A 25603-nucleotide genomic window follows, 5' to 3' on the forward strand; every position below is an offset into this window, starting at 1 on the left:
AGAGTTCGTACTCACGCGGCGAGCCCTCGTAGTCGACGTACGTATGCGGAATGACCGCCTCACCGACATGCCCCGCCGAGAGGTCGATCGCCGCCTCACCGTAGGTGTTGGTCCGCTGCTCCGGCAGGCCCGAGACCGACGCGAGGTGGTCGTGCAGCGACTCGGAGCGCTCCGCGAGGTTGAGCACGTCGGCCCGGGACAGGACCAGGACGGTGCAGGCCGTGGTGGCGCGGAAGGTGCACTCCCAGACGGCCTCGCCGGAGACCAGCGCCTGCTCGCCGAAGTGGGCGCCGTCCGCGAGGAAGCCGAGCTCCGTCTCGTCGCCGTAGGGGCCGGTGCCGATCTTCTCGACACGGCCGTGCGCGAGCAGGAACACCCGGTCGGTGACATCGCCCGCGGTGGCGATCGTCTCGCCCGCCGCGAACTCGCGCTGCTCGCACCGGTTGGCCAGCTCGGTGAGCGCGGCCTCGTCCTCGTAGTCCCGCAACGCGGGCAGCTCGCCCAGCTCGGCCGGGATGACGGCCACCCGCTCGCCGGTCTGGACGAAGGTGATCCTCCCGTCCCCCACCGAATAGCTGAGCCGGCGGTTCACCCGGTACGTGCCGCCCTGGACCTGGACCCAAGGCAGCATCCGCAGCAGCCAACGGGAGGTGATCTCCTGCATCTGCGGCACGGACTTGGTAGTGGTGGCCAAGTTGCGCGCGGCGGCTGTGCCGAGACTCTGCTGCGCACGGTTCTCGGGGCCTGCCTCGACCGACATGTGACTCCTTCTGAGCTCTTACGATCTTGAAGTCGGACTGCCCTGAGAACACTTCCAGCACGGAGAGTCCCGGCGCCATTACTCAAATGAGTGGGATTAGAACACCAGCCGGGCGGGCAGCCGCCGCGAAGCGCTCGAACGGCCCCCGCGCGCCCCCGTCTTCCCCACCCTCGGTGCACCGAACCGATGACCGTTCTGCGGCGCACGCTTAATTTGCACGGAAGATGCAAGTTACATATCTTGCTGCCATGCGGCTGACGAGATTCACCGACCTGGCGCTGCGCGTCCTCATGCGCCTGGCGGTCATCGACAACGCGGACGACCAGGCCCCGCCCACCACGCAGGGGGTGGCGGACGCGATGCGCATTCCGTACACGCACACCGCGAAGGTCGTCGCCCGGCTCCAGCGCCTCGGCCTCGTCGAGGCACGGCGCGGCCGGGGCGGCGGGCTCACCCTGACCCCGGCCGGTCGCCTCGCCTCCGTCGGGGGCCTGGTGCGCGAGCTCGAAGGGCCGGGCGACGTCGTGGAGTGCGAGGGGTCGACGCCGTGTCCGCTCGCGGCGGCGTGCCGCCTGCGGCGGGCGCTGCACCGCGCACAGGAGGCCTTCTACGAGTCGCTCGACGAACTGACGGTCAACGACCTCGTGGCCTCGCCGACCGGCCCGCTCCTGGTGGGCCTCACCAGCCGCTGAGCCACCCCAACCCCGCCCGGTCACCATCGCAGCGGGCCGATCCGCACCGGCCCGCGCCGCTAAATACGAATCTCAGATACCGATTAAATTCATCCGCCCCCGACCCCGCCGTCCCGCGCCCTGCCGCGCCCCCGGCAAGGCCCACCAGGCACACCAGCACCGAAGGAGCCTCTCGATGTTGTCCGAGAAGTCGACCGCGACCGTCCGCGCCACCCTCCCCGCCGTCGGAGCGGCCATCGGCACCATCACCGAGCGCTTCTACGAGCGGCTCTTCGCCGCCCACCCCGAGCTGCTGCGCGACCTGTTCAACCGGGGCAACCAGGCCGCGGGCCTCCAGAAGCGGGCGCTCGCCGGATCCATAGCGGCGTTCGCGACGTACCTGGTGGACCACCCCGAGGACCGCCCGGACGTGATGCTGAGCCGCATCGCCCACAAGCACGCCTCGCTGGGCGTCACCGCCGACCAGTACACGATCGTCCACGAGCACCTCTTCGCCGCGATCGCCGAGGTGCTCGCGGAGGCCGTGACGCCCGAGGTCGCCGAGGCCTGGGACGAGGTGTACTGGCTGATGGCGAACGCCCTGATCGCCATCGAGGCCCGGCTGTACGAGGAGCAGGGCGTGCTCGCCGGGGACGTCTGGCGCGAGTGGACCGTGGTGGGCCGCACCGAGGAGACCGCGGACTGCGCCACCTTCCGGCTGCGCCCCGCCGACGGCGCGCCCGCCCCCGCCTGCAAGCCCGGCCAGTACGTCTCGGTCCAGGTCGAACTCGCCGACGGGGCACGCCAGATACGCCAGTACAGCCTGAGCTCGGCGCCGGGCGGCGAGCTCCGCTCGATCACCGTCAAGCGCGTCCAGGGCGACCCGGACGGCGAGGTTTCCGGCCACCTGCACGCCCACGTCGGCGAGGGCGACGTGCTGCGCGTCTCGGCCCCGTACGGCGACCTCGTGCTCGACCTGAGCGGGGCCCCGCTGCTGCTCGCGTCCGCGGGCATCGGCTGCACCCCGATGCTGTCCATGCTGGAGCAGCTGGTGGCCGACGGCCACCGCGCCCCGGTGACGGTGGTGCACGCCGACCGCTCCCCCGCGGAGCACCCGCTGCGCGACGACCACGCGGCGCTCACCGCCAAACTCCCGGACGCGGCCGCCCACTTCTGGTACGAGAACCCGGAGCCCGGCCACCCGGCCGAGCGCACCGGCCTGGTCGACCTGACAGCGCTCCCGGTCCCGCCCGGCACCCGCGCCTACCTGTGCGGCCCGCTCCCGTTCATGCGCGCGGTGCGCACCCAGCTGCTCGCCAAGGGCGTACCGGCGGCGGACATCCACTACGAGGTGTTCGGTCCGGACCTGTGGCTGGCCCAGGACTGAGCCGGACAGGCGCGGTCCGCGGACCGCGCCTGTCCGGATCGGCTCGCACGGCAAACCGAACAGATCGCCTCATAGCGGAAGTTGGGGTACAAGCGGTACGAGATATTCCGCACCGCTCTGGAAGGAGGCGGCCATGGCCCCTCCCCTGTCCGCAGACCAGTTCCTCGCCGCCCTGCGCGCCGAGGGCCTCACCGTCGTGGAGGTCGGCCAGTGGCGCGGCCACAACCGGGCCGGCCACGGCGGCTGGGGTCCGCTCAACGGCGTCGTCATCCACCACACCGCCACCAGCGGGGCCGACGCCACGGTCCGTCTCTGCTACGACGGCTACGACTCCCTGCCGGGCCCGCTCTGCCACGGCGTGATCACCAAGGACGGCACGGTGCACCTCGTCGGCAACGGCCGCGCCAACCACGCGGGCGCGGGCGACGGCGACGTGCTCCGCGCCGTGATCGCCGAGAAACGGCTGCCGCCGCCGCTGCGGAACGACACCGACGGGAACACGCACTTCTACGGTTTCGAGTGCGAGAACCTGGGCGACGGCGAGGACCCCTGGCCGCAGGCCCAGCTCGACGCCATCGAGAAGGCGGCCGCTGCCGTCTGCCGCCACTACGGCTGGACCGAGCGCTCCGTCATCGGCCACAAGGAGTGGCAGGTCGGCAAGGTGGACCCGCGCGGGTTCACGATGGACTGGCTGCGCGAGCGGGTCCACGAGCGGCTGAAGTGAACGGCGGGGCGGCCCCGCCCTGCCAGTCGGCGCGGGTCCACGAGGTGGCACCCGGCCGCCGACGTGACAATGAGGACATGACCCCCGAAGCGCTCGCCCCCCGCCTCCCCTCTCCCCTGGAGGAAGTGGAGGACGAGCGCTTCGCGCGGCACGGGGTACGTCTGCTGCTCAAGCGGGACGACCTGATCCACCCGGACCTCGTCGGCAACAAGTGGCGCAAGCTGGTGCTGAACCTGCGGGCCGCCGAGGGCCGCCCCGTCCTGACGTTCGGCGGCGCCTACTCCAACCACCTCCGCGCGACCGCCGCCGCCGGGCGCCTGCTCGGCTTCCCCACGATCGGCGTCGTCCGGGGCGACGAACTGGCCGGCCGCCCGCTCAACCCGTCCCTGGCCCAGTGCGCGGCGGACGGCATGCGGCTCCACTTCGTCGACCGGTCGACGTACCGCCGCAAGGCCGACCCCGAGGTCCTCGCCGCCCTCCTGGACCTCCTCTCCCCCGATGCGTACGTCGTGCCCGAAGGCGGCAGCAACGCCCTTGCCGTGCGGGGGTGTACGGCGCTCGGCGAGGAGCTGCGCGGGCTGACGGACGTGGTCGGCGTGGCCTGCGGCACCGGCGGCACCCTGGCCGGCCTGGCCGCGGGCCTCGCCCCCGGCCAGCGCGCGATCGGGGTGCCGGTCCTGAAGGGCGGCTTCCTGACGGAGGAGATAGAGGCTCTGCAACGCTCGGCGTTCGGCGGGGTGCGGGGCGCGTGGACCCTGGACGACCGCTTCCACTTCGGCGGTTACGCCCGGGTCCCGGCCGAACTGGACGCCTTCGCGCGGGATTTCGAGGAGTGGCACGGGGTGGGGGTGGAGCGGGTGTACGTGGCGAAGCTGCTGTACGGACTGGTGACGCTGGTGGAGGAGGGGGCGTTCGGGCGGGGCACGCGGGTGACGGCGGTCCTGACGGGCCGCCCCTTCTCCCCCGCCCCGCCCGTTCCCTGAACCCTCCGGGGGCACGGGGCCGGGCGGGCGCGGGCCTTCGGCCGCGGACCGTGCGGGTTCCTCGCGCGGTTCCCCGCACCCCTGGCCGTACCGGTGCGGGCCGGCGGCATCCTCGACCCGGGGCCCTACGCCTCGCCCTCCCGGTAGGCCGCCGCCTCCTCCAGGTCCAGCCGCCGCAGCAACGTCCGCATCATCTCGTCGTCGATGCGACGGGCATCGCGCAGCGCCACGAACACCCGCCGCTCCGCGTCGATCATCTCCCGGGACAGCCGCCGGTACGTGTCGTCCGCCGACTCCCCCGTCGCCTCGTTGACCGCCCCGAGCCGCTCCCACACCGCGTTGCGCCGCCGTTCGAGGACCGTGCGCAGCCGGTCGGCCAGCGGCGGCGGCAGGGCGTTGCGCGAGTCGGCGAGGAGCTCGTCGAGGCGGGCCTCGGCGGCCCGGGAGGCCTCGCTCTGGGCCTGCGCCTCGGCCAGCGTCTCGGCCTGTGCGTCCCGCCCGGGCAGCCGGAGCATCCGGATCAGCGGCGGCAGCGTGAGCCCCTGGACCACCAGCGTGCCGATGACCGTCGTGAAGGTGAGGAACAGCACCAGGTTGCGGGCCGGGAAGGCCGAGCCGTCCGTCATCGTCAGCGGGATCGAGAAGGCGATGGCCAGCGAGACCACACCGCGCATCCCGGCCCACCCCACGACGACCGGCGCCGTCCACTCGACCCCGGGCTCGCGTTGCCGGATCCTCTCGGACAGGGCGCGCGGCAGGAACGTGGCCGGGAAGACCCAGACGAAGCGGACCACCACCACGAGCGCGAACACCCCCACCGCGTACCAGACCGCCTCCCCGACCCCGTACTCCCCAAGTCCCTTGAGCACGACCGGCATTTGCAGTCCGATCAGCGCGAACACCGCCGATTCGAGGACGAAGGCGACCATCTTCCACACCGCCTCCTCCTGGAGCCGGGTCGCGAAGTCCACCTGCCAGGAGCGGTGGCCCAGATAGAGCGCCACCACCACGACCGCCAGCACCCCCGAGGCCCCCACCTGCTCCGCCGCCGCGTACGCGACGAACGGGATGAGCAGCGACAGCGTGTTCTGGAGCAGCGCCTCGTGAAGATGGCGGCGCAGCCAGTGGATCGGCAGCATGAGGACGAGCCCGACCCCGATGCCGCCGATCGACGCGAGCGCGAACTCCTTCAGCCCGCCGCCCCACGTGGCCCCCGCCCCGACGGCCGCCGCGAGCGCCACCTTGTACGCGGTGATCGCGGTCGCGTCGTTCACCAGGGACTCGCCCTGGAGGATCGTGGTGATCCGGTTCGGCAGGCGCAGCCGGCGGGCGATCGCGGTGGCCGCCACGGCGTCCGGCGGGGCGATCACCGCGCCGAGCACCAGCGCCGCGGTCAGCGGGAGATCGGGCACGAGCAGATACGCGAGGTAGCCCACCACCACCGTCGCGAACAGCGTGTAGCCGACGGAGAGCAGCGCCACCGGCCGCAGGTTCGCCCGCAGGTCGAGGTAGGAGCTCTCCAGGGCGGCGGTGTGCAGCAGCGGGGGCAGCACCAGCGGCAGCACGACGTGCGGGTCCAGGGTGTAGTCGGGGACGCCGGGCACGTACGCCCCGATCAGTCCCACCGCCACCAGGAGCAGCGGCGCGGGCACCGGCGTCCTGCGCGCGGCCCCCGCGACCGCCGCGCTCGCCGCGATCAGCGCCACCAGCGGCAATGCATCCATCAGAACCGTCCGTCCCCACTCACCCGCACTCACCCGCACCGGGCGCTCCGTCGTAACCTGGCCATCATGAGCGAGTGCCCGCACGTTGCAGAACTGCCGCGCCCCGAGCCGGCCCCGCTGGGCGACACCTGCCCGGAGTGCCTGAAGGACGGCACGCACCCCGTACAACTGCGCCTGTGTCTGGTCTGCGGGCACGTGGGGTGCTGCGACTCCTCGCCGCACCAGCACGCGACGGGCCACTTCAAGGAGACGGGGCACGCCGTGATGCGGACCTTCGAGCCCGGCGAGAGCTGGCGCTGGTGTTTCGTGGACGGCCTGCTGGTGTGAGAGTGGTGGCCCGCCGCTCTTCGTCCAGAGCGTGAGGAAAGGTTCGAAGCCCTTGACGCCTGGGTACGTCAACCCGGTCTCGGTTCACAGCAATTGGGCCCTGCAAACCTCTAGCCACTGTCCGTACTCATAGGCTTACCATGAGTGACAGCCGCCGGGAGGGCTTCCGGCGACAGGGCACCATGGATCGCGATAGCGTCGCCAGTCCAGGTACGGACCCCGTACCCACGGCCCCGGGACCTCCCCCCTCCCCGGGCCTTGAAAGAGCTTGTGCCACCTTGGAGGTGAGGGTGTCCCAGATCGCAGGCGAGCCCGGGAATCAGGACTTCGTGGAAGTCCGGCTGCCGGCTGCGGGTGCCTATCTGTCGGTGCTGCGTACGGCCACGGCCGGACTGGCGGCACGGTTGGACTTCACCCTCGACGAGATCGAGGACCTGCGCATCGCGGTCGACGAGGCCTGCGCGATCCTGCTCCAGCAGGCGGTGCCGGGCTCGGTACTGAGTTGCGTCTTCCGCCTCGTCGACGACTCGTTGGAGGTCACGGTCTCGGCCCCGACCACCGACGGGCGGGCCCCGGAGCGCGACACCTTCGCGTGGACGGTGCTCTCCGCCCTGGCCGGCAAGGTCGACTCCTCCGTGGCCGAGGACCGCACGGTCTCCATCAGCCTGTACAAACAGCGCGGCGCGGGACCCGGACCGGCGTGAGCGGGGAGGGTCCGGTGCGGGACGACAGGCGCATTCCGGAAGCGGTGCGCCCCGCGGGCATCCCGGAGCAGCAGGCCCGGCCGCACCCGGTGGACAGCCCTGTGGATGGCCCAGATGGCGTTTTGTACGCGGCGGAGCAGGCAGAGCGGGCGGCCCTTATGAGCGAGCACATCGAGCACAGGCACCACGATCCACACGATCGCAGCGGGGCGCGGGCGATGTTCATCGAGCTGCGCAAGCTGCCCGACGGCTCCGTGGAGAAGGCCGAGCTGCGCAATCAGCTGGTCCGGATGCACCTGCCGCTGGTCGAGCACCTCGCGCGGCGCTTCCGCAACCGGGGCGAGCCGCTGGACGACCTGACCCAGGTGGCCACGATCGGCCTGATCAAATCGGTGGACCGGTTCGACCCCGAGCGGGGCGTGGAGTTCTCGACGTACGCGACGCCCACCGTGGTGGGCGAGATCAAGCGGCACTTCCGGGACAAGGGCTGGGCGGTGCGGGTGCCGCGCAGGCTCCAGGAGCTGCGGCTCGCCCTCACCACGGCGACCGCCGAGCTGTCCCAGCAGCACGGCCGCTCGCCGACGGTGCACGAACTGGCCGAGCGGCTCGGCATCTCGGAGGAAGAGGTCCTGGAGGGCCTGGAGTCGGCCAACGCCTACTCCACTCTGTCCCTCGACGTGCCGGACACGGACGACGAGTCCCCTGCGGTGGCGGACACCCTGGGCGCGGAGGACGAGGCGCTGGAGGGCGTCGAGTACCGCGAGTCCCTCAAGCCGCTCCTGGAGGACCTTCCGCCGCGGGAGAAGCGGATCCTGCTGTTGCGCTTCTTCGGGAACATGACCCAGTCGCAGATCGCGCAGGAGGTCGGCATCTCGCAGATGCACGTGTCGCGCCTGCTGGCCCGCACCCTGGCCCAGCTGCGCGAGAAGCTCCTCGTCGAGGAGTAGCCGGGGTCCGGGGGCGCGCCTCCGGACCCTTTCCGGTCACGCGTCGCGCATCGGCCCGCGAATCCCGAGCGCCTTGGTCGTGGCCGGGTTCACCAGGAGTACGAGGCCGGTGACGGCGACCGCCGCGAGCACGATGCCCGCCGGGATCCACGGCGCCCCGTCGGAGTTCAGGAACATCCAGGCGACCGGCAGCGCCATGATCTGGGTGATCATGGCAGGGCCCCGGCTCCAGCTGCGGCGGCGCAGCAGGCCGCGGGCGGCGATCAGCGGGATCAGGCCGAGGACCACCAGGGTCAGACCGCCCGTCTCGGCCTGGGTGGGCCGGTCGGGCTTGCCGGTCAGGCCCATCACGAGCATGTAGAGGCCACCGGCGACCAGGGCGAGCCCTTCCAGCGCGGACAGCGCCGCCGCGGCGGTCAGCCGGCCGGGGCGCGGTTCGGCGGAGGCTTCGGGGGTCTGCTCAGTACTCACCCAGCCAGGGTAGCCCGCGGCGACCGCCCGGCCCCGGACCGGGCGTCCCGGCCCAAGTGCGCCCCAATACCCCCCGGTAGGTAGTCTGGCGCCCATGCGTGCACTTCTCGTGGTCAATCCGGCGGCTACCACCACCAGTGCGCGTACGCGTGACGTCCTCATCCACGCGCTGGCCAGCGAGATGAAGCTGGAGGCGGTGACCACGGAGTACCGCGGGCACGCCAAGGACCTGGGCCGGCGGGCGGCCGAGAGCAACGACATCGACCTCGTGGTGGCGCTCGGCGGCGACGGCACGGTCAACGAGGTCGTCAACGGTCTGCTGCACAACGGGCCGAGCCCGGAGCTTCCCGAATTCGCGGTGGTTCCCGGCGGTTCCACGAATGTGTTCGCGCGGGCGCTCGGGCTGCCCAATGACGCCGTGGAGTCGACCGGTGTCATTCTCGACGCGCTGCGCGAGAACCGCAGCCGGACGGTGAGCCTGGGCCTCGCCGCCGGAGCCCCGGGCACCGTCGACGAGGGCGTCCCGGAACGCTGGTTCACTTTCTGTGCCGGGTTCGGATTCGACGCGGGTGTGGTCGGCCGGGTCGAACAGCAGCGGGAGCGCGGAAAGCGTTCGACGCACTCGCTCTATTTGCGCCAGGTGGCCCGGCAGTTCTTCGGCGAGCCGCACCGCAGGCACGGCCAGATCACCCTGGAGCGGCCGGACGGCGAGCCGGTCGAGAACCTGGTCCTGTCGATAGTCTGCAACACCTCCCCCTACACCTACCTGGGCAATCGTCCGCTGTACGCCTCCCCCGAGGCCTCCTTCGAGGCGGCCCTGGACGTGCTCGCGCTCACCAAGATGACCGCGCCCTCCGCGACGCGTTACGCGACCCAGCTGCTCACTTCCAGCCCTGACCGGGGTCCGCACGGCAAGCACGCGGTATCCCTGCACGACCTGACGGACTTCACCTTGCATTCCAAGGCCCCGCTCCCCTTCCAGATGGACGGCGACCACCTGGGCCTGCGTACCAGCGTCGCGTTCACAGGCGTACGCCGTGCACTGCGTGTGATTGTGTGAGTGGAAGGGCCCAAAGTCCTTTCACTCGAACGTTTAGGCTGGCATCCACCCCATGGAAGTACGACTGTGACCCAGTCGACACCGAGGAATCCAAAAAAACTTTCCTGAAGGGGTTGTATCCGCCGCCGAGGTTTGCGAATCTCTACATGGCGATCGGGACGGCCCGCAACACCGGCCTCCACTGAGAGCCAGAACCCCTCCTCAAACTCGGACCACCACCAGTCCAACTGGAAGATGGCCCTTCCCTTGTTGAGGGATTCGTGAAAGCGTTCACATTCACAAGCACCCCCCTGCACGTAACACCAAGAGAGGTAGCAGCCATGGACTGGCGTCACAACGCCGTTTGTCGTGAGGAAGACCCCGAGCTGTTCTTCCCCATCGGCAACACCGGTCCTGCGCTGCTGCAGATCGAGGAAGCCAAGGCCGTCTGCCGCCGCTGCCCCGTCATGGAGCAGTGCCTGCAGTGGGCGCTCGAGTCCGGCCAGGACTCCGGCGTCTGGGGTGGCCTCAGCGAGGACGAGCGCCGCGCGATGAAGCGCCGTGCCGCTCGCAACCGGGCGCGCAACGCGACCGCCTGAGCCCCCACTTCCTGCCTTAGCACCGCGCGGCGCGTACAGAGCGTACGCACTCACCGCCCCCCGAGCCGCAGCGCGCAGCAGTAACCCACAGCATTCGAGCCCCGAACCGTTCTTCACGGTTCGGGGCTCGCTGCTCTTGGGGCCCGGCTGCTTCGCCCGGCTACTTCTGGGCGCGGACCGGGATGTCGAGGACGACCTTGGTGCCGCGCCCGGGCGCCGGCACCATGTCGAAGGCGCCGCCCAACTCGCCCTCCACCAGGGTCCTTACGATCTGCAGGCCCAGATTGCCGGTGCGCTGGGGGTCGAAGCCGTCGGGCAGCCCCCGGCCGTCGTCCCGCACCGTGATCAGCAGCCGGGCGTCCTCGCGGGTGCCGCCGCGCAGCGCCGCGACCTCCACCGAACCCTGCTCCCCCGGCGCGAAGGCGTGCTCCAGGGCGTTCTGCAGCACCTCGGTCAGGACCATCGACAGCGGCGTCGCGACCTCGGCGTCGAGTATGCCGAAGCGGCCGGTGCGGCGGCAGCTGATGGTGCCGGGCGAGATCTCGGCCACCATCGCGAGCACCCGGTCGGCGATCTCGTCGAACTCGACGCGCTCGTCCAGGTTCTGGGACAGCGTCTCGTGCACGATCGCGATCGAACCGACGCGCCGGACCGCCTCGTTGAGCGCCTCGCGGCCCTGGTCGGAATCCATCCGGCGGGCCTGGAGCCTGAGCAGCGCCGCCACCGTCTGGAGGTTGTTCTTCACCCGGTGGTGGATCTCCCGGATGGTGGCGTCCTTGGTGATCAACTCCCGCTCGCGGCGGCGCAGTTCGGTCACGTCCCGCAGCAGCACCAGCGAGCCGATGCGCGGCCCCTTCGGCTTGAGCGGGATGGCGCGCAGCTGGATCACCCCGCCGTTGCCCTCCACCTCGGCCTCCCGGGGCGCGTACCCGCTGGCCAGCTTGGCGATGGCCTCGTCCACCGGGCCGCGCGACGGCGCGAGTTCGGCGGTGAGCTGGCCCAGGTGCTGCCCGACGAGGTCGGAGGCGAGCCCGAGCCGGTGGTACGCGGAGAGCGCGTTGGGCGAGGCGTACTGGACGATGCCGTCCGCGTCCAGCCTGATCAGGCCGTCACCGGCGCGCGGCGAGGCGTCCATGTCGACCTGCTGGCCGGGGAAGGGGAAGGACCCGGCGGCGATCATCTGGGCGAGGTCGGAGGCGGACTGGAGATAGGTGAGTTCGAGCCGCGAGGGGGTACGCACGGTGAGCAGGTTGGTGTTCCGGGCGATGACGCCCAGGACGCGGCCCTCGCGGCGTACCGGAATGGACTCGACGCGGACCGGGACCTCCTCGCGCCACTCCGGGTCGCCCTCGCGCACGATGCGGCCCTCGTCCAGCGCGGCGTCCAGGAGCGGGCGCCGGCCGCGCGGGACCAGGTGGCCGACCATGTCGTCCTGGTAGGAGGTGGGGCCGGTGTTGGGCCGCATCTGCGCGACCGACACGTAGCGCGTGCCGTCCAGGGTGGGGACCCAGAGCACCAGGTCGGCGAAGGACAGGTCGGAGAGCAGCTGCCACTCCGAGACCAGCAGGTGGAGCCACTCGAGGTCGGACTCACTCAGAGCGGTGTGCTGGCGTACGAGGTCGTTCATGGAGGGCACGCTGTGAGCGTACCCGCGAAGAACCGGCCCGAAGGACTGCGGGCCGCGGCGCCTGGACGGGACCCTCAGCCCGCCCGGGCACCGCAGCCCGGTTGCCGACCGGCGGGTGTGCGGTCCCCCCGGCCTTCAAGGGAGGTCACGGCGCGGTCAGGGCAGAGAGCGCCGGGGCCTCGGTTCCGCCCGCCTGTGCGGGGTGGGCGGAAGTTCGGTGTGTGTTCATTGTGGACTAGACCATTCTGCCCTGTCCATCCGCGCGCACCGCGAAATATCGCGTGCGCCCGCTGCGGTCAGTCCTCACGTCGGTCCCGGGGTCCATCCTGCGGCAGAACCGGCGGTCACGCCAAGCACGGCGGCCCCGGCGACGGCTTCGGCTTCGGCGCGGGCGGCCCCCTCGCGGCGCGCTCGCCCGAGCCGGCCGGGAGTCAGTGCGTCTCGGTCACCTTGGCCAGGGCCCGGGGCGCGTCCGGGTCCTGGCCCCGGGCGATGGTCACCTCGTACGCGAGGAGCTGGAGCGGCAGGATCTCCAGGATGGGCTGGAGCTCCTCGGCCAAGCCGCCCGTCGGCAGGACGAAGCCCGCCGACGCCGCCTCGACCTGGCGCTCGGGGCCGACCACGAACAGGTCGGCGCCCCGGCCGCGCAGCCGGTCGAGCACGGGTCGCAGCGCCTCGCCGCCGCGGCCGTCGGGGACCACCGCGATCACCGGCGAGATGTTGTCGACCATGGCGAGCGGGCCGTGCAGCAGATCGGCTCCGGAGTAGGCGAGCGCGGGGATGTAGCTCGTCTCCATCAGTTTCAGGGCCGCTTCCTTCGCGGTCGGGTAGCCGTAGCCGCGCGAGGTGATGACCATGCGCTCGGCGAACCGGTACCGGGCCGCGAGCGCGCGCACCTCGTCCTGGCGGGCCAGCACCTGCGCGGCCAGACCGGGCAGCGCCTTCGCGGCCGAGGCACCCTCGCCGCCGCGGAGCCCCGCGACGAGCAGGTAGAGCGAGAGCAGCGACGCCGTGTACGTCTTCGTCGCGGGCAGGGCCTTCTCCGGTCCGGCCAGGATGTCGATGTGGTGCTCGGAGACCGCGGCCAGCGGGGAGTCCGCGTTGTTGGTGACGGCCAGGGTGATCGCCCCGGCCTGCCGGGCCGCCCGGGTCGAGGCCACCAGGTCCGGGGAGCCGCCGGACTGGCTCACGGTCACCACCAGGACGTCCCTGAGGTCGGGCCGCGCGCCGTAGGCGGTCGTCGTCGACATCGAGGTGAGCCCGCAGGGCAGGCCCAGCAGGATCTCCAGGAGGTACTTGGCGTACAGCGCGGCGTTGTCGGAGGTGCCGCGCGCGGTCAGGAGCACGAACCGGGGTGTGCGGGCGGCGATCGCCTCGGCGGTCGCGCGGATGGGCGGGGCTCCGTCCTCCAGGATGCGCCGCAGGACGGTCGGCTGCGCGGCCATCTCTCCGGACATCATCCGCCCAGGCTGCTCACTCGAGGTCCAATGCGGCTGCGCCATGTCCCGTGCCTCCGAATGGCCGTCTCCGTATGCGTTCCGGCAACCCGTTCAGTCGACCATGGGAGCGGGCGCGACCGCCAGCCGGAAAACCACTCCTCTGCTAGATTGGTCTATACCACGCCCGTTACTCACGTCTCCAGATCGGCAGGCCCACGTGGAAGTTGTCATCGTCCCGGACGCCAAGGCAGGCGGCGAGCTCATCGCGGAGTCGATCGCCGCGCTGTGGCGTCGCAAGCCCGACGCACTGCTCGGCGTGGCCACCGGATCGACCCCGATCCCGATCTACGACGCGCTGACCGCGAAGGTCGCCGCCGGTGACGTGGACGTCTCCTCGGCCCGCGTCTGCCAGCTCGACGAGTACGTCGGACTGCCCGCCGGGCACCCCGAGTCCTACCGGGCCACCGTCATCCGCCAGGTCGTCGAGCCGCTCGGGCTCGGCCCCGACTCCTTCATCGGGCCGGACGGCTCCGCCGAGGACGTGCAGGCCGCGTGCGAGGCGTACGACCTGGCGCTGGCCTCGGCCGGGGGCGTGGACCTCCAGATCCTGGGCATCGGCACCGACGGGCACATCGGCTTCAACGAGCCCTGCTCCTCGCTCGCCTCGCGCACCCGGATCAAGACGCTGACCGAGCAGACCCGCGTCGACAACGCGCGGTTCTTCGACGACGACATCGACCAGGTGCCGCACCACGTGATCACCCAGGGCATCGGCACGATCCTGGAGGCGCGTCACCTGGTGCTGCTCGCCACCGGCGAGGGCAAGGCCGAGGCGGTCGCGCAGACCGTCGAGGGGCCGGTTGCCGCGGTGGTGCCCGCGTCGGCGTTGCAGTTGCATCAGCATGCGACGGTTGTGGTCGATGAGGCGGCTGCGTCCAAGCTGAAGCTTGCGCCGTACTTTCGGCACACCTTTGCCAACAAGCCGGTGTGGCAGGGGCTTTAGGCTCTGCGGGGCGCGGGGCGCGGGTTCCGGTGCCTGGGTGGCCTTTGCGCAGTTCCCCGCGCCCCCAAAAGCCCCCTCGGCCGCGGACCGTGCCGTGTTGCTCGCGCAGTTCCCCGCGCCCCCAAAGGCCCCCCTCGGCCGCGGACCGTGCCGTGTTGCTCGCGCAGTTCCCCGCGCCCCCAAGGGGCCCCTCGTGCCCCGGGTGAAAGGGGGGGCTAGGTGTTGGTGAGGGTGGGGAAGGTTATTCGGGTGCTGCACAGGGAGACCACCAGGGCCGCGATCGCCACTGCTCCCATTCCCCACGCCAGACTCGTGCCGTTGGCGATGAAGCCGATCGCCGCGGGGCCCGCGAGGAGACCCGTCGTGCCCATGGCCGCGACGAGCGCCAGGGCGTCCGAGCCCTGGCGGGCGGCGGCCACGTACACACACGGCGTCACCGCCGCGATGCCGAGTCCGACGCAGGCGAAGCCGAGCAGCGCCGGGACCACTCCGCCGGCGAGCAGCGCCACGGCCAGGCCCGCGCCCGCCAGCACGCTGCCGACCCGGACCACGCGGTCGTCGCCCCACTTGGTGCGCCAGCCGTCGGCGAAGAGCCGGGCGAGCACCATCATGACCGAGACGACGGCGATGCCGAGCGGAGCCAGCTCCGCCGCCGCGCCCGCGCTGTCCTTGAGGTAGAGCGCCGACCAGTCGTTCATCGCACCCTCGGTCACGGTGCCGAACGCCATGGCCAGGCCCATCCAGATCGTGACCCGCGTGGGCAGGGGCAGCCCCCGCTTCTTCCCCGTGCTCTCGGCCGAAGCCGGGGTTTCCGGCGCGCTCTCGTCCGCCGTGAGCAGACCCGGCCGCGCCGCCAGGACCAGTACGACGAGCAGAGCCGTGGCCGTTCCGAAGTGGGCCGGGAGGGCCGAGGAGACCGAGGTGACGCCGGACGCGAGCAGCGCCGCGCACAGCGAGCCCGCGCTGAAGGTCGCGTGCATCCTGGCCATGGTGGTCCGCTGGTACTTGACCTCAAGGGCGGCCGCCTGCGCGTTCATCGCGACGTTCAGACAGCCGACCGCGATCCCGTCGCAGAAGACGATGAGCAGCGTGACGGGGTAGTCCGGCGTGACCGACAGCGCGAGGAGGACCGCGCCGAGGCCGAGCGCCGACAGCACGGCGAGCCGGCGCGAGCCGAGCCGCCTGGTCAGCACCGCCACGAGCGGGAAGGAGATCGCCGCGCCCGCCCCGCAGACCATGAGCAGCAGACCGAGTTCCGCCTCGGAGAGGTCGAGCCTGGTCTTCAGGGCGGGGATCCGGGAGACCCACGTGGCGTACTGGAATCCGAGGAAGCAGAACAGGGCCGCGATCGCCACTTGGGATCGACGGTATTCATCGCGCACGCGCACCATGCGAATTCAGCCTACTTTCATGGACATGTACACCGCGTTCGCGCCGTAGCTCGACGGCAGTTCGACCTCGGGGTGGGCGCGGTAGCCCAGTTGGGCCCACAGGACGTGGGCGCCTCTGACGGCCACCAGGGAGATCTGCTCGAACCCCGACTCGCGTGCGGTGTCGAGGAGATGGGTGAGCAGGCGGGGCCCGAGGCCCCGGCCGCGCAGCTCCTCGGCGATGACGAGGTCGTGCGCGTGCAGGTTGCGGGAAGGGTGGCCCGTCTCCTCGGCCCGGCTGAGGTCCGGGCAGGACAGCGGCGGGTAGGGCAGCGCGAGGAGGTAGCCGCCGACGCGCCCCTCGTGGTCCAGGACGAAGCACGTGCCCTCGAAATAACGGGACTTGAGGGCTTCGCGGCCCTCCGACAGGCCGTCGTGCGCGTAGGCGCGCGACTCCAGGGCCACGATGGCGTCCCAGTCGGGCTCGGCCAGCGGGCGGATGAGCAGGCCGGTGCCCAGCAGGGGGTCGGTCTTCAACAGGGGCATCTACCGTGATCCTCCGATGCAGGTGTACGGCAGCGGGCCGAAGCCGTTGAAGCCCTGGGTCGTGTACCCGACGGCGTACGCGCCGCAGGAGTGGATCCAGACCGGGTCACCGGACGCCGCGCCCGCGGGAACCTGGACGAGTCCGGCCTCGTGGTCGTAGGCGTCGTCGCTGTCGCAGGTGGGGCCCGCGACGACGGCCGGTACGTACCGGCCGCCCGCGTGGCCGGGGAACTCCAGGCGGTACTGCAACTCGTCCATCTCGTAGAGCCCGTTGAACTTTCCGCAGCTCAGGTACAGCCAGTTCTGGCGCTCGCCGTCGTGCCCGCGCCGGGTCGAGAGCCGTGAGACGCGGGCCCGGATGGCGCCGTGGTCGGCCACCAGGTGGCGGCCCGGCTCCATGAGGAACTCCAGCGGCGAGGCCGACACCTCGCTCAGGCGCTGCATTCCTTCGCGGAGCACGGCGAAGATCTTGTCGAGCGGCGGGTCGAGCGGGCGGCCCCGCTTGTCGAGGCAGCCGAGCGCGGGCAGACCGCCGCCGAGGTTGACGCGGTCGAGCAGGATCCCGCGCCCATTCAGGACCGCCACCAGATCCGTCAGGTCGTCGAGGGCGCTCTGCCAGCCCTCCGAGGTCATCTGCTGCGAGCCCACGTGCACGGAGAGACCCGAGGGGCTCAGGCCCGCCGCCCGGGCCGCCTCCAGGACGCGTACGGCGTCGTCGGCCGAGCAGCCGAACTTCTGGCTGAGGCCCCACAGCGCTCCCTCGCCGCTGGTGGCGAGGCGGCAGAACACCCGCGCGCCGGGGGCGTGTTGGGCGATCGCCGCCACGTCCTCGACGCTGTCGGTCGCGAAGTCGCGTACGCCCATGCGGTACGCGTCGGCGATGTTCTCGTCGGACTTGATGGTGTTGCCGTAGTGGATCCGGTCGAGCGGAACGCCGGTCCTGATGGCCTGCTCGATCTCGCGCGGGCTCGCGGCGTCGAAGCCCGCGCCGTGCCCGGCCAGGCAGTCCAGCACCTCGTCCACCGGGCACGCCTTCATGGCGAACCGGACCGCGACGCCGGGCAGTTCGCGCAGCAGGGCGGCGTACTGGGCGCCGATGCCGTCGAGGTCGAAGAAGATCCGGTCGTCAGTGGCGGCCGCCAGGGCCGCCCGGATGGCCGTGCTCTCACGCATCGTCGACACCCCGGGCCGGGCTTTCGGCACGGCTCGCCGCGACCAGCGGTCCCCAGGCCTCGATGAGCAGCGCGAAGTCCTCGATGTCGGCCTGCGCCTCGTCGAGGAGGCGTTCGCGCAGCGGTAGCAGATGGTCGGCGAAGTCGGCGTACTTTCCGCCCAGTTGGCGGTAGCAGCGGTCCAGGACCTCCAGTCTGCGGACGTTCTCGGCGCGGTCCGTGCCCGCGCTCCGCCCGGCGAGGTCGGCGATCTCGGCGGCGCGCACGTGGTGCTGTTCGTCGAGGAGCGCCCCGCGTGCCGCCTCCATCGCGGTGTAGACCGGGTAGAGGTAGAGCATCGACAGGAGGAACTTGGTGAACCGCAGCTGGTAGGCGGTGAACCCGGGGCCGGTCCGCCGCTCGGGGGTGTAGTAGTTCACGATGTTCCGGTTGTGCACCACACCGGGCAGCGTCGCGTCGCGCACCAGGTGCAGCAGGAAGTAGTCGCTGCCTATGGTGCTGGTCGCGGGCGGCAGCGGCACGCGCTCGTACACCTCGTGGTCGAGGCCGATGTTGCACATGTCGACCCGCCAGATGTCGGGGGTGCCCAGCGTCGACTCGTCGTGGGTGAAGGGGTCGGTGCCCGCTCCGACGAACGAGTCGTCGACCAGGTCCCGCCGCTGCTCGGGCGTGGCGTCCGCCTCGGCCCACAGGCCGACCACCTCGTAGTAGATCTCGGGGTCCAGCTCCCGGATCTCGCCGATGTCCACGGAGAGCTCGCCCACGAACGAGCTGCCCACCATCGCGACCGGCTTGTAGACGTCCGCCGGGTCGAGCCGGGTCCGGGTGACGCCGGGCACCGCGTCGACCGCGCGCCTGCCGAGGGAGAGCAGCTCGTGGTGGATGGGGAAGACGGGTTCGCCGTCCAGGCTCTGGTAGCTGCTGTCGGAGTCCCTGCGGTGGACGGAGGTGCAGCCGAGCGCGCTCGCGAGCAGGAACGCCCGGTTGGTGCAGGCGCCGTAGGACACCTCGGCGGGCAGCATGAGGTCGAGCATCAGATCGGGCTTGGCGACCCCGGACCGCTCGATGACGCGCTGGAGGAAGTCCCGCTGGCGGGCCTCGTCGAAGTGGTGGACGGCGACCCGCTCGGTCGGCGCCAACTCCCGTAGGACCGAGGCGTGTTCGGCTCGGGAAGCGGCGTCGGAGGAGTCCAGGACCAGCAGGTGGACCTCGACCTCGAAGTGGGCGGCGGCGTGGAGCGCCTCCGCGTGCACCGCGGCGATCGTGGCGGCGCAGGGCCGGTTGGTGGGCAGCGTCAGGCAGATGCGTCGCACGCGGGCTCCTCGTTCGGGGTCGCGGGCCCGGCGGTGTTCCAGGATTCGAGGCCGAGCAGCTTCGCGCCGAGGTCGTCGAGGGTGGCGGTCGGGTACCGGAGGGACTCGTGCCGCCGCGCGTCGCCGACCAGGGTCTTGTTCCAGTCCGGGGTGGAGAGGCTGCGCCAGGACTCGACGCGGGACTTGCGCACCTCGTGGTCGGACTCCAGGGCGGGCATCATCGAGAGGTACTGCACGGCGCGGACACCGTTGTCAGAGGTGTTGCGGGCCACGCCGTGCGCGAGCAGGCCGTTCCAGATCAGCAGGTCACCGGCCTTGAGCTCGGGCCGGATCACGGGGAACTCGGCGCGGTCGGCGTTCGGCCTGATGGGGTCCCGGTCGGCGGGCTGCGCGACCTTCCACTCCTCGAAGCGGCGGAACAGCTCGGGCGAGCACTGGAACCCGCCGTGGTCGTCCGCAGTGTCGTTGAGCGCGATGATCCCCTGGACCCGCTGCGGCAGCACACCGAGCGTGGTGTCCACGTCCCAGTGCAGCTCGATGTCGAAGCCCGTGTCGGTGGGTTCGATCAGCGCGCGGTCACGGTCCTTGACGTTGGGCGGGTTGAGGTTGAGCCGGTCGAGGGTGACCCAGAGCTCCTCGCAGTCCCACACGTCGGCGAACGCCTCGTAGACCCGTCGGGTCTGCCGGCTGTCCCACAGGAGCTGGTGGTGGTAGGCCTCCACGAACCCGTAGACGTGCAGATGCTGTTCGAGCTCCGAGGCGAACACGCGGTCCTCGGAGTACCAGGTCTCGGGGCGCTCGGGGTCGAGGCCCTGGAAGTCCCAGGCGAAGTCGAGCAGGCGCCGGGCGGCGTCGGCCGAGATGGCCTCCTTCACGACGACATAGCCGTACGTCTGCCAGAACGCGAAGTCCTCCTCGGACAGGACGCGCAGCGGGCGGGACTTTTCGATGTCCCGCAGCGGCGTCCTGGCCAGGTAGGTCTCGCCGCCGTCCGAGCTGAAATAGGGGACGTCGGAGGCGGCTCGGTAGAGGTAGCGGTCGGGTGTCGGCATGCGATCACTCCAGGGTTCAAACGGTCGGTGGCAAAGGGGTCCCCGCTCCCGGCGGCGCCGGGCGGCGGCCGGGCGCGGGCGCTCCGGGAGAGGGGTGGCAGGGTGCGGTGGCCGGAGCGGGTCCGCCCGGCGGCCGGGTGAGGTCACGGTCGGCGGCGGAGCGCTGCGGCTGGTGGTTTCGGCATACGGTCGTGCTCGCGTCCGGCACGCACCTTCGCGGCCGTCCGGGCCGGGGACATGCGCGGTGCCGGGCGATGCGGGACCCTCGGCGTGGCGTGCGCCGACCGGTTCACAGGCAGGCATTGCGAGGGCAAACAGAGGCGCGGCGACCGGACTGGTCGAGCTCGGCGCGTCCTCGCGCCGGCCGGTCACCCGGTGGAGAGCGGAGGTCTCCACAGGAACAGGGCCGGGTCTGCCACCTCCTTGCGCTCGGTGCCGCTCACGGGATCGGGGGCACCCACACCGATCTTGCGTACATCCACGGTGGACTAGACCAACTTACGGTGTCAAGCCCCAAGTTGACGGGGCGCGCGTCGCAAAACGGGCCGGTTCACGCACCGGACACGGAGGGGATACGTACTGTCAAGTAGAGCCGTCCGCAGCCGAGTTGAGGGCCCTTCGACGGGGCAACCGGAGCGGCACCCTCCGCCAGGGCCCGCCAAGTCGGCCCTCGCGTACACCGAAACTCGGCCCCTTTGGACATCGGGACGTGAAGGCGTCCGCATATGCAAACGTGGCGGGGTGACGGCCCGCCGGCCGTCACCCCGCCACGTGGTTCGGAAGCGTCCTAGACGCCCGCGATGGCCTCCGCCGCCGCCCGGCCGCACACCCGCGCCGCGCCGTGCGTCGCGATGTGCAGCGCGCCGCGCGGGGTGGCCCGGGGCACGCCCATCTCGACCACGACCGTGTCCGGGCGGGCCGCGAGGAGCGCGTCCAGGGCCGCCGCCATCCACGGGTGGCGGTGCTCGTCGCGCACCACCGCGACGATCCGGCGCTCCCCCGCGGCCGCCAGCACGTCGGCGGCGGCGCTGTCCGTGCCGAAGGTGCCGCCCTCGGTGCCGGGCAGCAGGGCGGCGAGCTCGCCGCCGATGCTCCAGGGGGTCTCGCTGCTCACCGCGATGTTCATGACGGGCGTGAACGTCGCCACGTACGGTGCCGCCTTCAGCGGGCGCCACGACGGGGACGCGGTGACGCGGGCGGCGCGGCGCGCGGCCACCAGTCCGATGTCACCGCCGGTGCCGGGCGCGGTCCCCTCCTGCTCCGCCGCGCCCGGCGCCGTCATGTCCCCCCTGGCCCGCTGGGTCCACGCCGCCAGCGCACGCACCCGTGCGGCGGCGTCGGCCAGGCGTTCCTCGGCCAGGTCGCCGTCCCGTACCGCCTTGACCAACGCGTCGCGCAGGCGCAGCACGGTGTCCTCGTCGGCCAGGCCGCCGCCGACGCACAGGGCGTCGGCGCCCGCCGCGATGGCGAGGACGGAGCCTCGCTCGATGCCGACCGTCCCCGCGATGGCCTGCATCTCCACCGCGTCCGAGACGATCAGCCCGTCGTAGCCGAGCTCCTCGCGCAGCAGTCCGGTGAGGATGCGCGGGCTGAGCGTGGCGGGACGGGCGGGGTCGAGCGCGGGAAGCAGGATATGCGCACTCATGACCGACTTGGAACCCGCGGCGATCGCGGCACGGAAAGGCACCAGCTCACGGCTGTGCAGCGTGTCGAGATCCACGTCGATCCGCGGCATCGCGTGGTGCGAGTCGACGTTGGTGTCGCCGTGGCCGGGGAAGTGCTTGGTGCAGGCGGCGACCCCGGCGGACTGGAGGCCCTCGATGTAGGCGGCCGTGTGCCGCGCCACCAGATCGGTCTCGGCCCCGAAGGCCCGGACGCCGATGATGGGGTTGTCCGGGTTGGAGTTCACGTCGGCGGACGGCGCCCAGTTGAGGTTGACGCCGCACTCGGCGAGCCGGCGGCCCAGCTCACGGGCGACCGCACGGGTCAGCTCCACGTCGTCGACGGCGCCGAGCGCGAGGTTGCCCGGGAAGGACGAGCCGGTGCGGACCTCGATGCGGGTGACGTCGCCGCCCTCCTCGTCGATGGCCACCAGCAGATCGTCCCGCTCGGCCCTCAACTGGGCGGTGAGCGCGGCCACTTGGGGGGCCTCGACGATGTTGCGGCCGAAGAGCCCGACGGAGGCGAGGCCTTCGCCGATGCGGCGCAGCAGCCAGTCCGGCGCGCTGGTGCCGACGAACCCGGGCTGGAGGACGGCGAGGGCGTCGCGGGTCAGCGTGTCGGAACCCGTGGTCATAGTCGTCATGGGGCGGGGTTATCCCTTCACTGCGCCGGCCGTCAGACCCGCGGCCATCTTGCGCTGGACGAGGAGGAAGAGAATCACGATGGGCACGGCCATCATGGTCGATCCGGCCATCATCGGGGCGTACTCGGTGCCGTGCTGGGTGGTGAAGTTGGACAGCCACACGGTGGCGGTCTGGTGGTTCTGGCTCATCAGCATGAGGGCGTAGAGGTACTCGTTCCACGCCTGGATGAACCCGTAGACGGAGGTCGCCACCATGCCCGGGGCGAGCAGCGGGAAGACCACGCGGAGGAAGGCGCCGGTGCGGCTGCACCCGTCGACCATGGCCGCCTCCTCCAGCTCCTTGGGGACGTTGACGATGAAACCGCGCAGCGTCCACACCGTGAAGGGGAGGATGAAGGTCAGGTACGTGATGATCAGGCCCGAGAGCTTGTCGTACTGACCGAGGTCGTTCAGGAGCAGGAAGACCGGGATGATCATGGCGACGAGCGGCACCATCTGGACCGCCAGGATGCCGACGATCACGATCTTGCGGCCGCGGAAGGCGAACCGGGAGATGGCGAGGGCGGCGAGCAGGCCGACGGCTATGCCGATCAGGACCACGACGACGGAGACGGTCACGGACCGGCCGATCGATCCCCAGAAGTCGCCGATCTGGAGCGCCCGCTTGAAGTTGTCCAGGGTGAAGTTGGTCGGGAACAGGTGCGGATCGGGGTCGATCGCGTCCTTGGCGGGCTTGAACGCGGTGTTCAGCATCCAGTAGACCGGGAAACCCGCGGTGACGAAGACGAGCAGGCCGAGCAGGTTCCAGCCGAGCTTGGTCTTCTTGCGGGTGGGCCTGGTGCGCACAGCGGCAGTCGAGGCAGCCATCGTCACTCCCCTATCTCCGTTCGCGGCGCTCACGCCCCCGTTTCCGTTCGCGATGCTCACGCCCCTATCTCCGTTCGCGATGCTCACGCCCCCATCTCCGTTCGCGATGCTCACGCCCCCATCTCCGTTCGCGATGCTCACTCGACGTCCCCGATCTTGAGCATCTGACGCATGTACACCGCGATCACACCCAGCAGCAGGATCACGGTGAGCAGGGCGATCGCGGAGCCCTGGGAGTAGTCGTTGACGACGAACGCCTTGTCGTACGAGTACGTGGTGAGCAGCTGGAACTCGGCCTCGGGGTGGCCGCCGCGCATCACGAAGACCTGCGGGAAGACGCCCATGTCCCAGATGACCGACAGCGTCGCGAGCATCACGATGATGGGCTTGAGGATGGGCATCGTGACGTGCCGGAACACCCCCCAGGAGCCGGCGCCGTCGAGGCGGGCGGCCTCTTCGAGCTCCTTGGGGACCTGGGTGAGTCCGGCGCTCAGGGTGATGACGACGAACGGCACCGCGCCCCAGACCACGAGCAGCATGATGACGGCGAGGCCCTGGGTGCTGTCGACGAACCAGTTGTGTCCGGTGACGTCGACCCCGGGCAACTGGCTGAGCAGCCAGTTCAGTACGCCGTAGTCGCTGTCGAACATCCACTTGAAGACGGTGATCGCGACGACGATGGGCATGCCCCAACTCGCCACCAGGGCAATGTTGATGAGCGTCTTGACCCAGCCCGAGACCCGCTGGAGCAGCAGGGCGATCAGCATGCCGATGACCATGGTCAGGACGACCGCGGTGGCGGCGAACAGGATGGTGCGTACGACGACTTGCCAGAACTCGGCGTCGCCGAGGACGTTGGTGAAGTTGTCGAGGCCGACCGACTCGGCGGGCTGGAAGCCCCACAGCTGCGGCTGCCCGAACTTCTGGAAGGACAGGGTGACGAGCCGTACCAGCGGATAGCCGAGGACGAGCGCGAGGACGATCAGACAGGGCGCGAGCAGTGCCCAGGGCACCGCCGCTCCCCCGCCTGTGCCGCGCTTCTTCCCCGGCTTGCCGGGATGACCGGATCCAGCACCCGGTAGTGGGTCGCGCCGCGCCGGCGGCACCTTGGCGGTGGTTGTCTCTGCGGCACTCATCGCGCGCTCCTGGTGATCCCTCTCTGGAACTGGCCGGGCAGGGCCCCGTCGTGGTGGCGGGGCCCTGCCCAAAGGTCACTTGGTGTTGATGACCTTGTCGATCGCGGCGTCCGCGTCCTTCGCGGCGGCCTCGACCGTCTTCTTCCCGGTGCCGATGGCCTGGAGCATGTCCTGGAGGGTCTTGGCCTTCTCGACCTGGCCCCAGCCCGGCGCCATCGGGACGAACCAGCTGGACTCGGCCGCGGTGGCCGGCACGGCCGTCTTCGGGTCCGACTTCAGCGGTGCGAGGTCCGTCTTGTTGTTGGGCAGGTTGCCCTTGGCGACCAGGCCCTTCTGGCCCTGGGTGCCGGTGAACGCGTTGATCCACTCGGCGGCGAGGGGCTGCGCCTTGGACTTGACCGGGACCGCGAGGTCCGAGCCGCCGAGGAAGACCGGCATGGCCTTGCCGGACGGGGCCGGCATGACGAAGCTCTCGATCTTGTCGGCGAGCTTGCCCACCTTGTCGTTCTCCGGCAGGGCGGCGTTGGCGCCCTCCCAGGCCGGGCTGAAGACGAGGAAGGACTTGCCCTGGCCGTAGACGATCGGGCGGTCCGCCTCGTCCTTGGTCTTGTCGTTCTTCATGTACTTGTCGACGACGTTCTTGAACTCGGTGAGGCCCTTGATGGACTCCGGCGAGGACAGGTTCGCCTTGAACTTGTCGCCGTCCTGCTTGGCGATGGAGCCGCCGGCGTCATAGACGAAGGACATGGCCGCGTACCAGTCACGGGTGGGCTGGTACCAGGCGCTGAACTTGTCGCCCTGCTTGGCCTGCACCTTGTCCAGGTCGGCGGTCAGCTCTGCGTAGGTCTTCGGCGTCGCGGTGATGCCCGCGTCCGTGGCGATGTCCTTGCGCCAGGTCGCCGTGCGGCCACCGGCGTAGTAGGGGACGCCGTAGGTCTTGCCGTTGTACGTGACCGACTGCTTGAGCGCGTCGAGCCAGGCGGCGGAGTTGTCGAACTTCGAGGAGTCGATCTCCGCGAAGGCTCCCTTGACCGTGTAGGGCAGCATCTCGGAGTTGCCCATCTCCACGACGTCCGGCGCCTTGTCGGTGGCGAGGACGGCGTCGAGCTTGGCGTTCTTGTCCGGCCAGCCGTAGTACTCGTGATTGATCTTCAGGCCGGGGTGCTTGGCGACGATCGCGTCGTCGGCGGCCTTCACCAGCTCGGGCCAGTTCTTCTGCGCGTCGACCGTAAGCCAGACGGTGAGCTCCTTGGCGTCGCCCCCCGCGGCGCCGTCCTTCTTGTCACTGCCGCCGCAGGCCGCGGCGCCGATCATGATGCCCGCGACGCCGATCGCCGCGATGAGCTTGCGCTTCACGCCACTCTCCTCAGGGATGACTGACCCCCGCCCACCGCGATGACACATACGACGAGTACTGCCCGTGGGGCTGGGTTCTGG

24 protein-coding genes are annotated in these 25603 nt (G+C 71.0%); 10 read left to right on the forward strand and 14 right to left on the reverse strand.

Annotated elements, in window-relative coordinates; genetic code table 11:
- Nucleotides 1-760 (reverse strand): cyclic nucleotide-binding domain-containing protein (locus DT019_RS23080; protein ID WP_147267345.1); only part of this gene is annotated, 760 nt, incomplete at its 3' end.
- A gap of 248 nt (nt 761-1008) precedes the next feature.
- Between DT019_RS23080 and DT019_RS23085 the strand changes: the two genes are divergently transcribed.
- From DT019_RS23085 to DT019_RS23100, 4 genes are all read left to right on the forward strand, one after another.
- The gene (locus DT019_RS23085; protein ID WP_114038801.1) at nt 1009-1452 is read left to right on the forward strand and encodes an RrF2 family transcriptional regulator; all 444 of its coding nucleotides are present in this window, start codon (nt 1009-1011) and stop codon (nt 1450-1452) included.
- 175 nt (nt 1453-1627) lie between these two features.
- The gene (locus tag DT019_RS23090; protein ID WP_114038802.1) at nt 1628-2818 is read left to right on the forward strand and encodes a globin domain-containing protein; all 1191 of its coding nucleotides are present in this window, start codon (nt 1628-1630) and stop codon (nt 2816-2818) included.
- A 133-nt stretch (nt 2819-2951) separates the two neighbouring features.
- Nucleotides 2952-3542 carry an N-acetylmuramoyl-L-alanine amidase gene (locus DT019_RS23095; RefSeq protein WP_114038803.1) on the forward strand — a complete coding sequence of 197 codons (591 nt, stop codon included), beginning with the start codon at nt 2952-2954 and terminating at the stop codon, nt 3540-3542.
- 77 nt (nt 3543-3619) lie between these two features.
- Entirely contained in the window at nt 3620-4525 is a 906-nt protein-coding gene (locus DT019_RS23100) for a 1-aminocyclopropane-1-carboxylate deaminase/D-cysteine desulfhydrase (protein WP_114038804.1), read from the forward strand.
- A gap of 125 nt (nt 4526-4650) precedes the next feature.
- Here the strand turns inward: DT019_RS23100 and DT019_RS23105 are convergent, their stop codons facing one another.
- On the reverse strand, nt 4651-6249 hold the full coding sequence (locus DT019_RS23105; protein ID WP_114038805.1) for a Na+/H+ antiporter: 1599 nt from the start codon (nt 6247-6249) through the stop codon (nt 4651-4653).
- Nucleotides 6250-6315: 66 nt separating this feature from the next.
- Here DT019_RS23105 and DT019_RS23110 point away from each other — a divergent pair, with 66 nt between their 5' ends.
- The 3 genes from DT019_RS23110 (at nt 6316) to DT019_RS23120 (ending at nt 8227) form a co-directional block, all read left to right on the forward strand.
- Nucleotides 6316-6576 (forward strand): UBP-type zinc finger domain-containing protein, encoded by a 261-nt coding sequence (locus DT019_RS23110; RefSeq protein WP_114038806.1) that lies wholly within the window; start codon nt 6316-6318, stop codon nt 6574-6576.
- Nucleotides 6577-6866: 290 nt separating this feature from the next.
- A complete protein-coding gene (locus DT019_RS23115) occupies nt 6867-7280 on the forward strand; it encodes an anti-sigma regulatory factor (protein ID WP_053729847.1) in 414 nt (137 codons plus the stop codon).
- Nucleotides 7277-8227, forward strand: a complete 951-nt coding sequence (locus DT019_RS23120) for an RNA polymerase sigma factor SigF (protein WP_114038807.1) — start codon at nt 7277-7279, stop codon at nt 8225-8227. Before DT019_RS23115 ends, DT019_RS23120 begins: the two co-directional genes overlap by 4 nt.
- 36 nt (nt 8228-8263) lie before the next feature.
- Here DT019_RS23120 and DT019_RS23125 read toward each other — a convergent pair whose 3' ends face one another.
- Nucleotides 8264-8698 carry a hypothetical protein gene (locus DT019_RS23125; RefSeq protein ID WP_114038808.1) on the reverse strand — a complete coding sequence of 145 codons (435 nt, stop codon included), beginning with the start codon at nt 8696-8698 and terminating at the stop codon, nt 8264-8266.
- A gap of 94 nt (nt 8699-8792) precedes the next feature.
- Here DT019_RS23125 and DT019_RS23130 point away from each other — a divergent pair, with 94 nt between their 5' ends.
- Nucleotides 8793-9758 (forward strand): diacylglycerol/lipid kinase family protein, encoded by a 966-nt coding sequence (locus tag DT019_RS23130; protein WP_114038809.1) that lies wholly within the window; start codon nt 8793-8795, stop codon nt 9756-9758.
- 320 nt (nt 9759-10078) lie between these two features.
- Nucleotides 10079-10336 carry a WhiB family transcriptional regulator gene (locus tag DT019_RS23135; RefSeq protein WP_004937597.1) on the forward strand — a complete coding sequence of 86 codons (258 nt, stop codon included), beginning with the start codon at nt 10079-10081 and terminating at the stop codon, nt 10334-10336.
- 160 nt (nt 10337-10496) lie between these two features.
- Here the strand turns inward: DT019_RS23135 and DT019_RS23140 are convergent, their stop codons facing one another.
- Entirely contained in the window at nt 10497-11963 is a 1467-nt protein-coding gene (locus tag DT019_RS23140; protein ID WP_114038810.1) for a sensor histidine kinase, read from the reverse strand.
- 431 nt (nt 11964-12394) lie between these two features.
- Nucleotides 12395-13465 (reverse strand): SIS domain-containing protein, encoded by a 1071-nt coding sequence (locus tag DT019_RS23145; RefSeq protein ID WP_114038811.1) that lies wholly within the window; start codon nt 13463-13465, stop codon nt 12395-12397.
- A gap of 154 nt (nt 13466-13619) precedes the next feature.
- Between DT019_RS23145 and nagB the strand changes: the two genes are divergently transcribed.
- Nucleotides 13620-14405: a glucosamine-6-phosphate deaminase gene (nagB, locus tag DT019_RS23150; protein WP_114038812.1), complete on the forward strand. Its 786-nt coding sequence runs from the start codon at nt 13620-13622 to the stop codon at nt 14403-14405.
- Between the two features lie 215 nt (nt 14406-14620).
- Here the strand turns inward: nagB and DT019_RS23155 are convergent, their stop codons facing one another.
- The 9 genes from DT019_RS23155 to DT019_RS23195 form a co-directional block, all read right to left on the reverse strand.
- Complete coding sequence (locus tag DT019_RS23155; protein ID WP_114038813.1) at nt 14621-15796, reverse strand: MFS transporter; 1176 nt, start codon at nt 15794-15796, stop codon at nt 14621-14623.
- A gap of 6 nt (nt 15797-15802) precedes the next feature.
- Entirely contained in the window at nt 15803-16321 is a 519-nt protein-coding gene (locus tag DT019_RS23160; RefSeq protein WP_114038814.1) for a GNAT family N-acetyltransferase, read from the reverse strand.
- Complete coding sequence (locus tag DT019_RS23165) at nt 16322-17494, reverse strand: type III PLP-dependent enzyme (protein ID WP_114038815.1); 1173 nt, start codon at nt 17492-17494, stop codon at nt 16322-16324.
- Complete coding sequence (locus tag DT019_RS23170; protein ID WP_114038816.1) at nt 17487-18806, reverse strand: DUF6271 family protein; 1320 nt, start codon at nt 18804-18806, stop codon at nt 17487-17489. The genes DT019_RS23165 and DT019_RS23170 overlap by 8 nt, the downstream gene beginning before the upstream one ends.
- Entirely contained in the window at nt 18788-19858 is a 1071-nt protein-coding gene (locus DT019_RS23175) for a phytanoyl-CoA dioxygenase family protein (protein ID WP_114038817.1), read from the reverse strand. The genes DT019_RS23170 and DT019_RS23175 overlap by 19 nt, the downstream gene beginning before the upstream one ends.
- A gap of 787 nt (nt 19859-20645) precedes the next feature.
- Nucleotides 20646-22163, reverse strand: coding sequence for a glycoside hydrolase family 3 protein (locus DT019_RS23180; RefSeq protein ID WP_114038818.1), 1518 nt, complete (start codon nt 22161-22163; stop codon nt 20646-20648).
- A 9-nt stretch (nt 22164-22172) separates the two neighbouring features.
- Complete coding sequence (locus DT019_RS23185; RefSeq protein ID WP_114038978.1) at nt 22173-23030, reverse strand: carbohydrate ABC transporter permease; 858 nt, start codon at nt 23028-23030, stop codon at nt 22173-22175.
- Between the two features lie 137 nt (nt 23031-23167).
- Entirely contained in the window at nt 23168-24166 is a 999-nt protein-coding gene (locus DT019_RS23190; RefSeq protein WP_114038819.1) for a carbohydrate ABC transporter permease, read from the reverse strand.
- A 75-nt stretch (nt 24167-24241) separates the two neighbouring features.
- Nucleotides 24242-25522, reverse strand: coding sequence for an extracellular solute-binding protein (locus DT019_RS23195; RefSeq protein ID WP_114038820.1), 1281 nt, complete (start codon nt 25520-25522; stop codon nt 24242-24244).
- Nucleotides 25523-25603 lie beyond the last annotated feature (81 nt).

Origin of the sequence: Streptomyces sp. SDr-06 (genome assembly GCF_003324565.1) — a bacterium.
Classification (GTDB): Bacteria; Actinomycetota; Actinomycetes; order Streptomycetales; family Streptomycetaceae; genus Streptomyces.

Coding starts and splice junctions, on each gene's coding strand:
- DT019_RS23085 (WP_114038801.1), top strand. CDS start 1,009: ATGCGGCTGACGAGATTCACCGACCTGGCGCTGCGCGTCCTCATGCGC.
- DT019_RS23100 (WP_114038804.1), top strand. CDS start 3,620: ATGACCCCCGAAGCGCTCGCCCCCCGCCTCCCCTCTCCCCTGGAGGAA.
- DT019_RS23155 (WP_114038813.1), bottom strand. CDS start 15,796: ATGGTGCGCGTGCGCGATGAATACCGTCGATCCCAAGTGGCGATCGCG.
- DT019_RS23160 (WP_114038814.1), bottom strand. CDS start 16,321: ATGCCCCTGTTGAAGACCGACCCCCTGCTGGGCACCGGCCTGCTCATC.
- DT019_RS23135 (WP_004937597.1), top strand. CDS start 10,079: ATGGACTGGCGTCACAACGCCGTTTGTCGTGAGGAAGACCCCGAGCTG.
- DT019_RS23110 (WP_114038806.1), top strand. CDS start 6,316: ATGAGCGAGTGCCCGCACGTTGCAGAACTGCCGCGCCCCGAGCCGGCC.
- DT019_RS23165 (WP_114038815.1), bottom strand. CDS start 17,494: ATGCGTGAGAGCACGGCCATCCGGGCGGCCCTGGCGGCCGCCACTGAC.
- DT019_RS23190 (WP_114038819.1), bottom strand. CDS start 24,166: ATGAGTGCCGCAGAGACAACCACCGCCAAGGTGCCGCCGGCGCGGCGC.
- DT019_RS23185 (WP_114038978.1), bottom strand. CDS start 23,030: ATGGCTGCCTCGACTGCCGCTGTGCGCACCAGGCCCACCCGCAAGAAG.
- DT019_RS23175 (WP_114038817.1), bottom strand. CDS start 19,858: ATGCCGACACCCGACCGCTACCTCTACCGAGCCGCCTCCGACGTCCCC.
- DT019_RS23180 (WP_114038818.1), bottom strand. CDS start 22,163: ATGACGACTATGACCACGGGTTCCGACACGCTGACCCGCGACGCCCTC.
- DT019_RS23140 (WP_114038810.1), bottom strand. CDS start 11,963: ATGAACGACCTCGTACGCCAGCACACCGCTCTGAGTGAGTCCGACCTC.
- DT019_RS23090 (WP_114038802.1), top strand. CDS start 1,628: ATGTTGTCCGAGAAGTCGACCGCGACCGTCCGCGCCACCCTCCCCGCC.
- DT019_RS23130 (WP_114038809.1), top strand. CDS start 8,793: ATGCGTGCACTTCTCGTGGTCAATCCGGCGGCTACCACCACCAGTGCG.
- DT019_RS23105 (WP_114038805.1), bottom strand. CDS start 6,249: ATGGATGCATTGCCGCTGGTGGCGCTGATCGCGGCGAGCGCGGCGGTC.
- DT019_RS23145 (WP_114038811.1), bottom strand. CDS start 13,465: ATGGCGCAGCCGCATTGGACCTCGAGTGAGCAGCCTGGGCGGATGATG.
- DT019_RS23095 (WP_114038803.1), top strand. CDS start 2,952: ATGGCCCCTCCCCTGTCCGCAGACCAGTTCCTCGCCGCCCTGCGCGCC.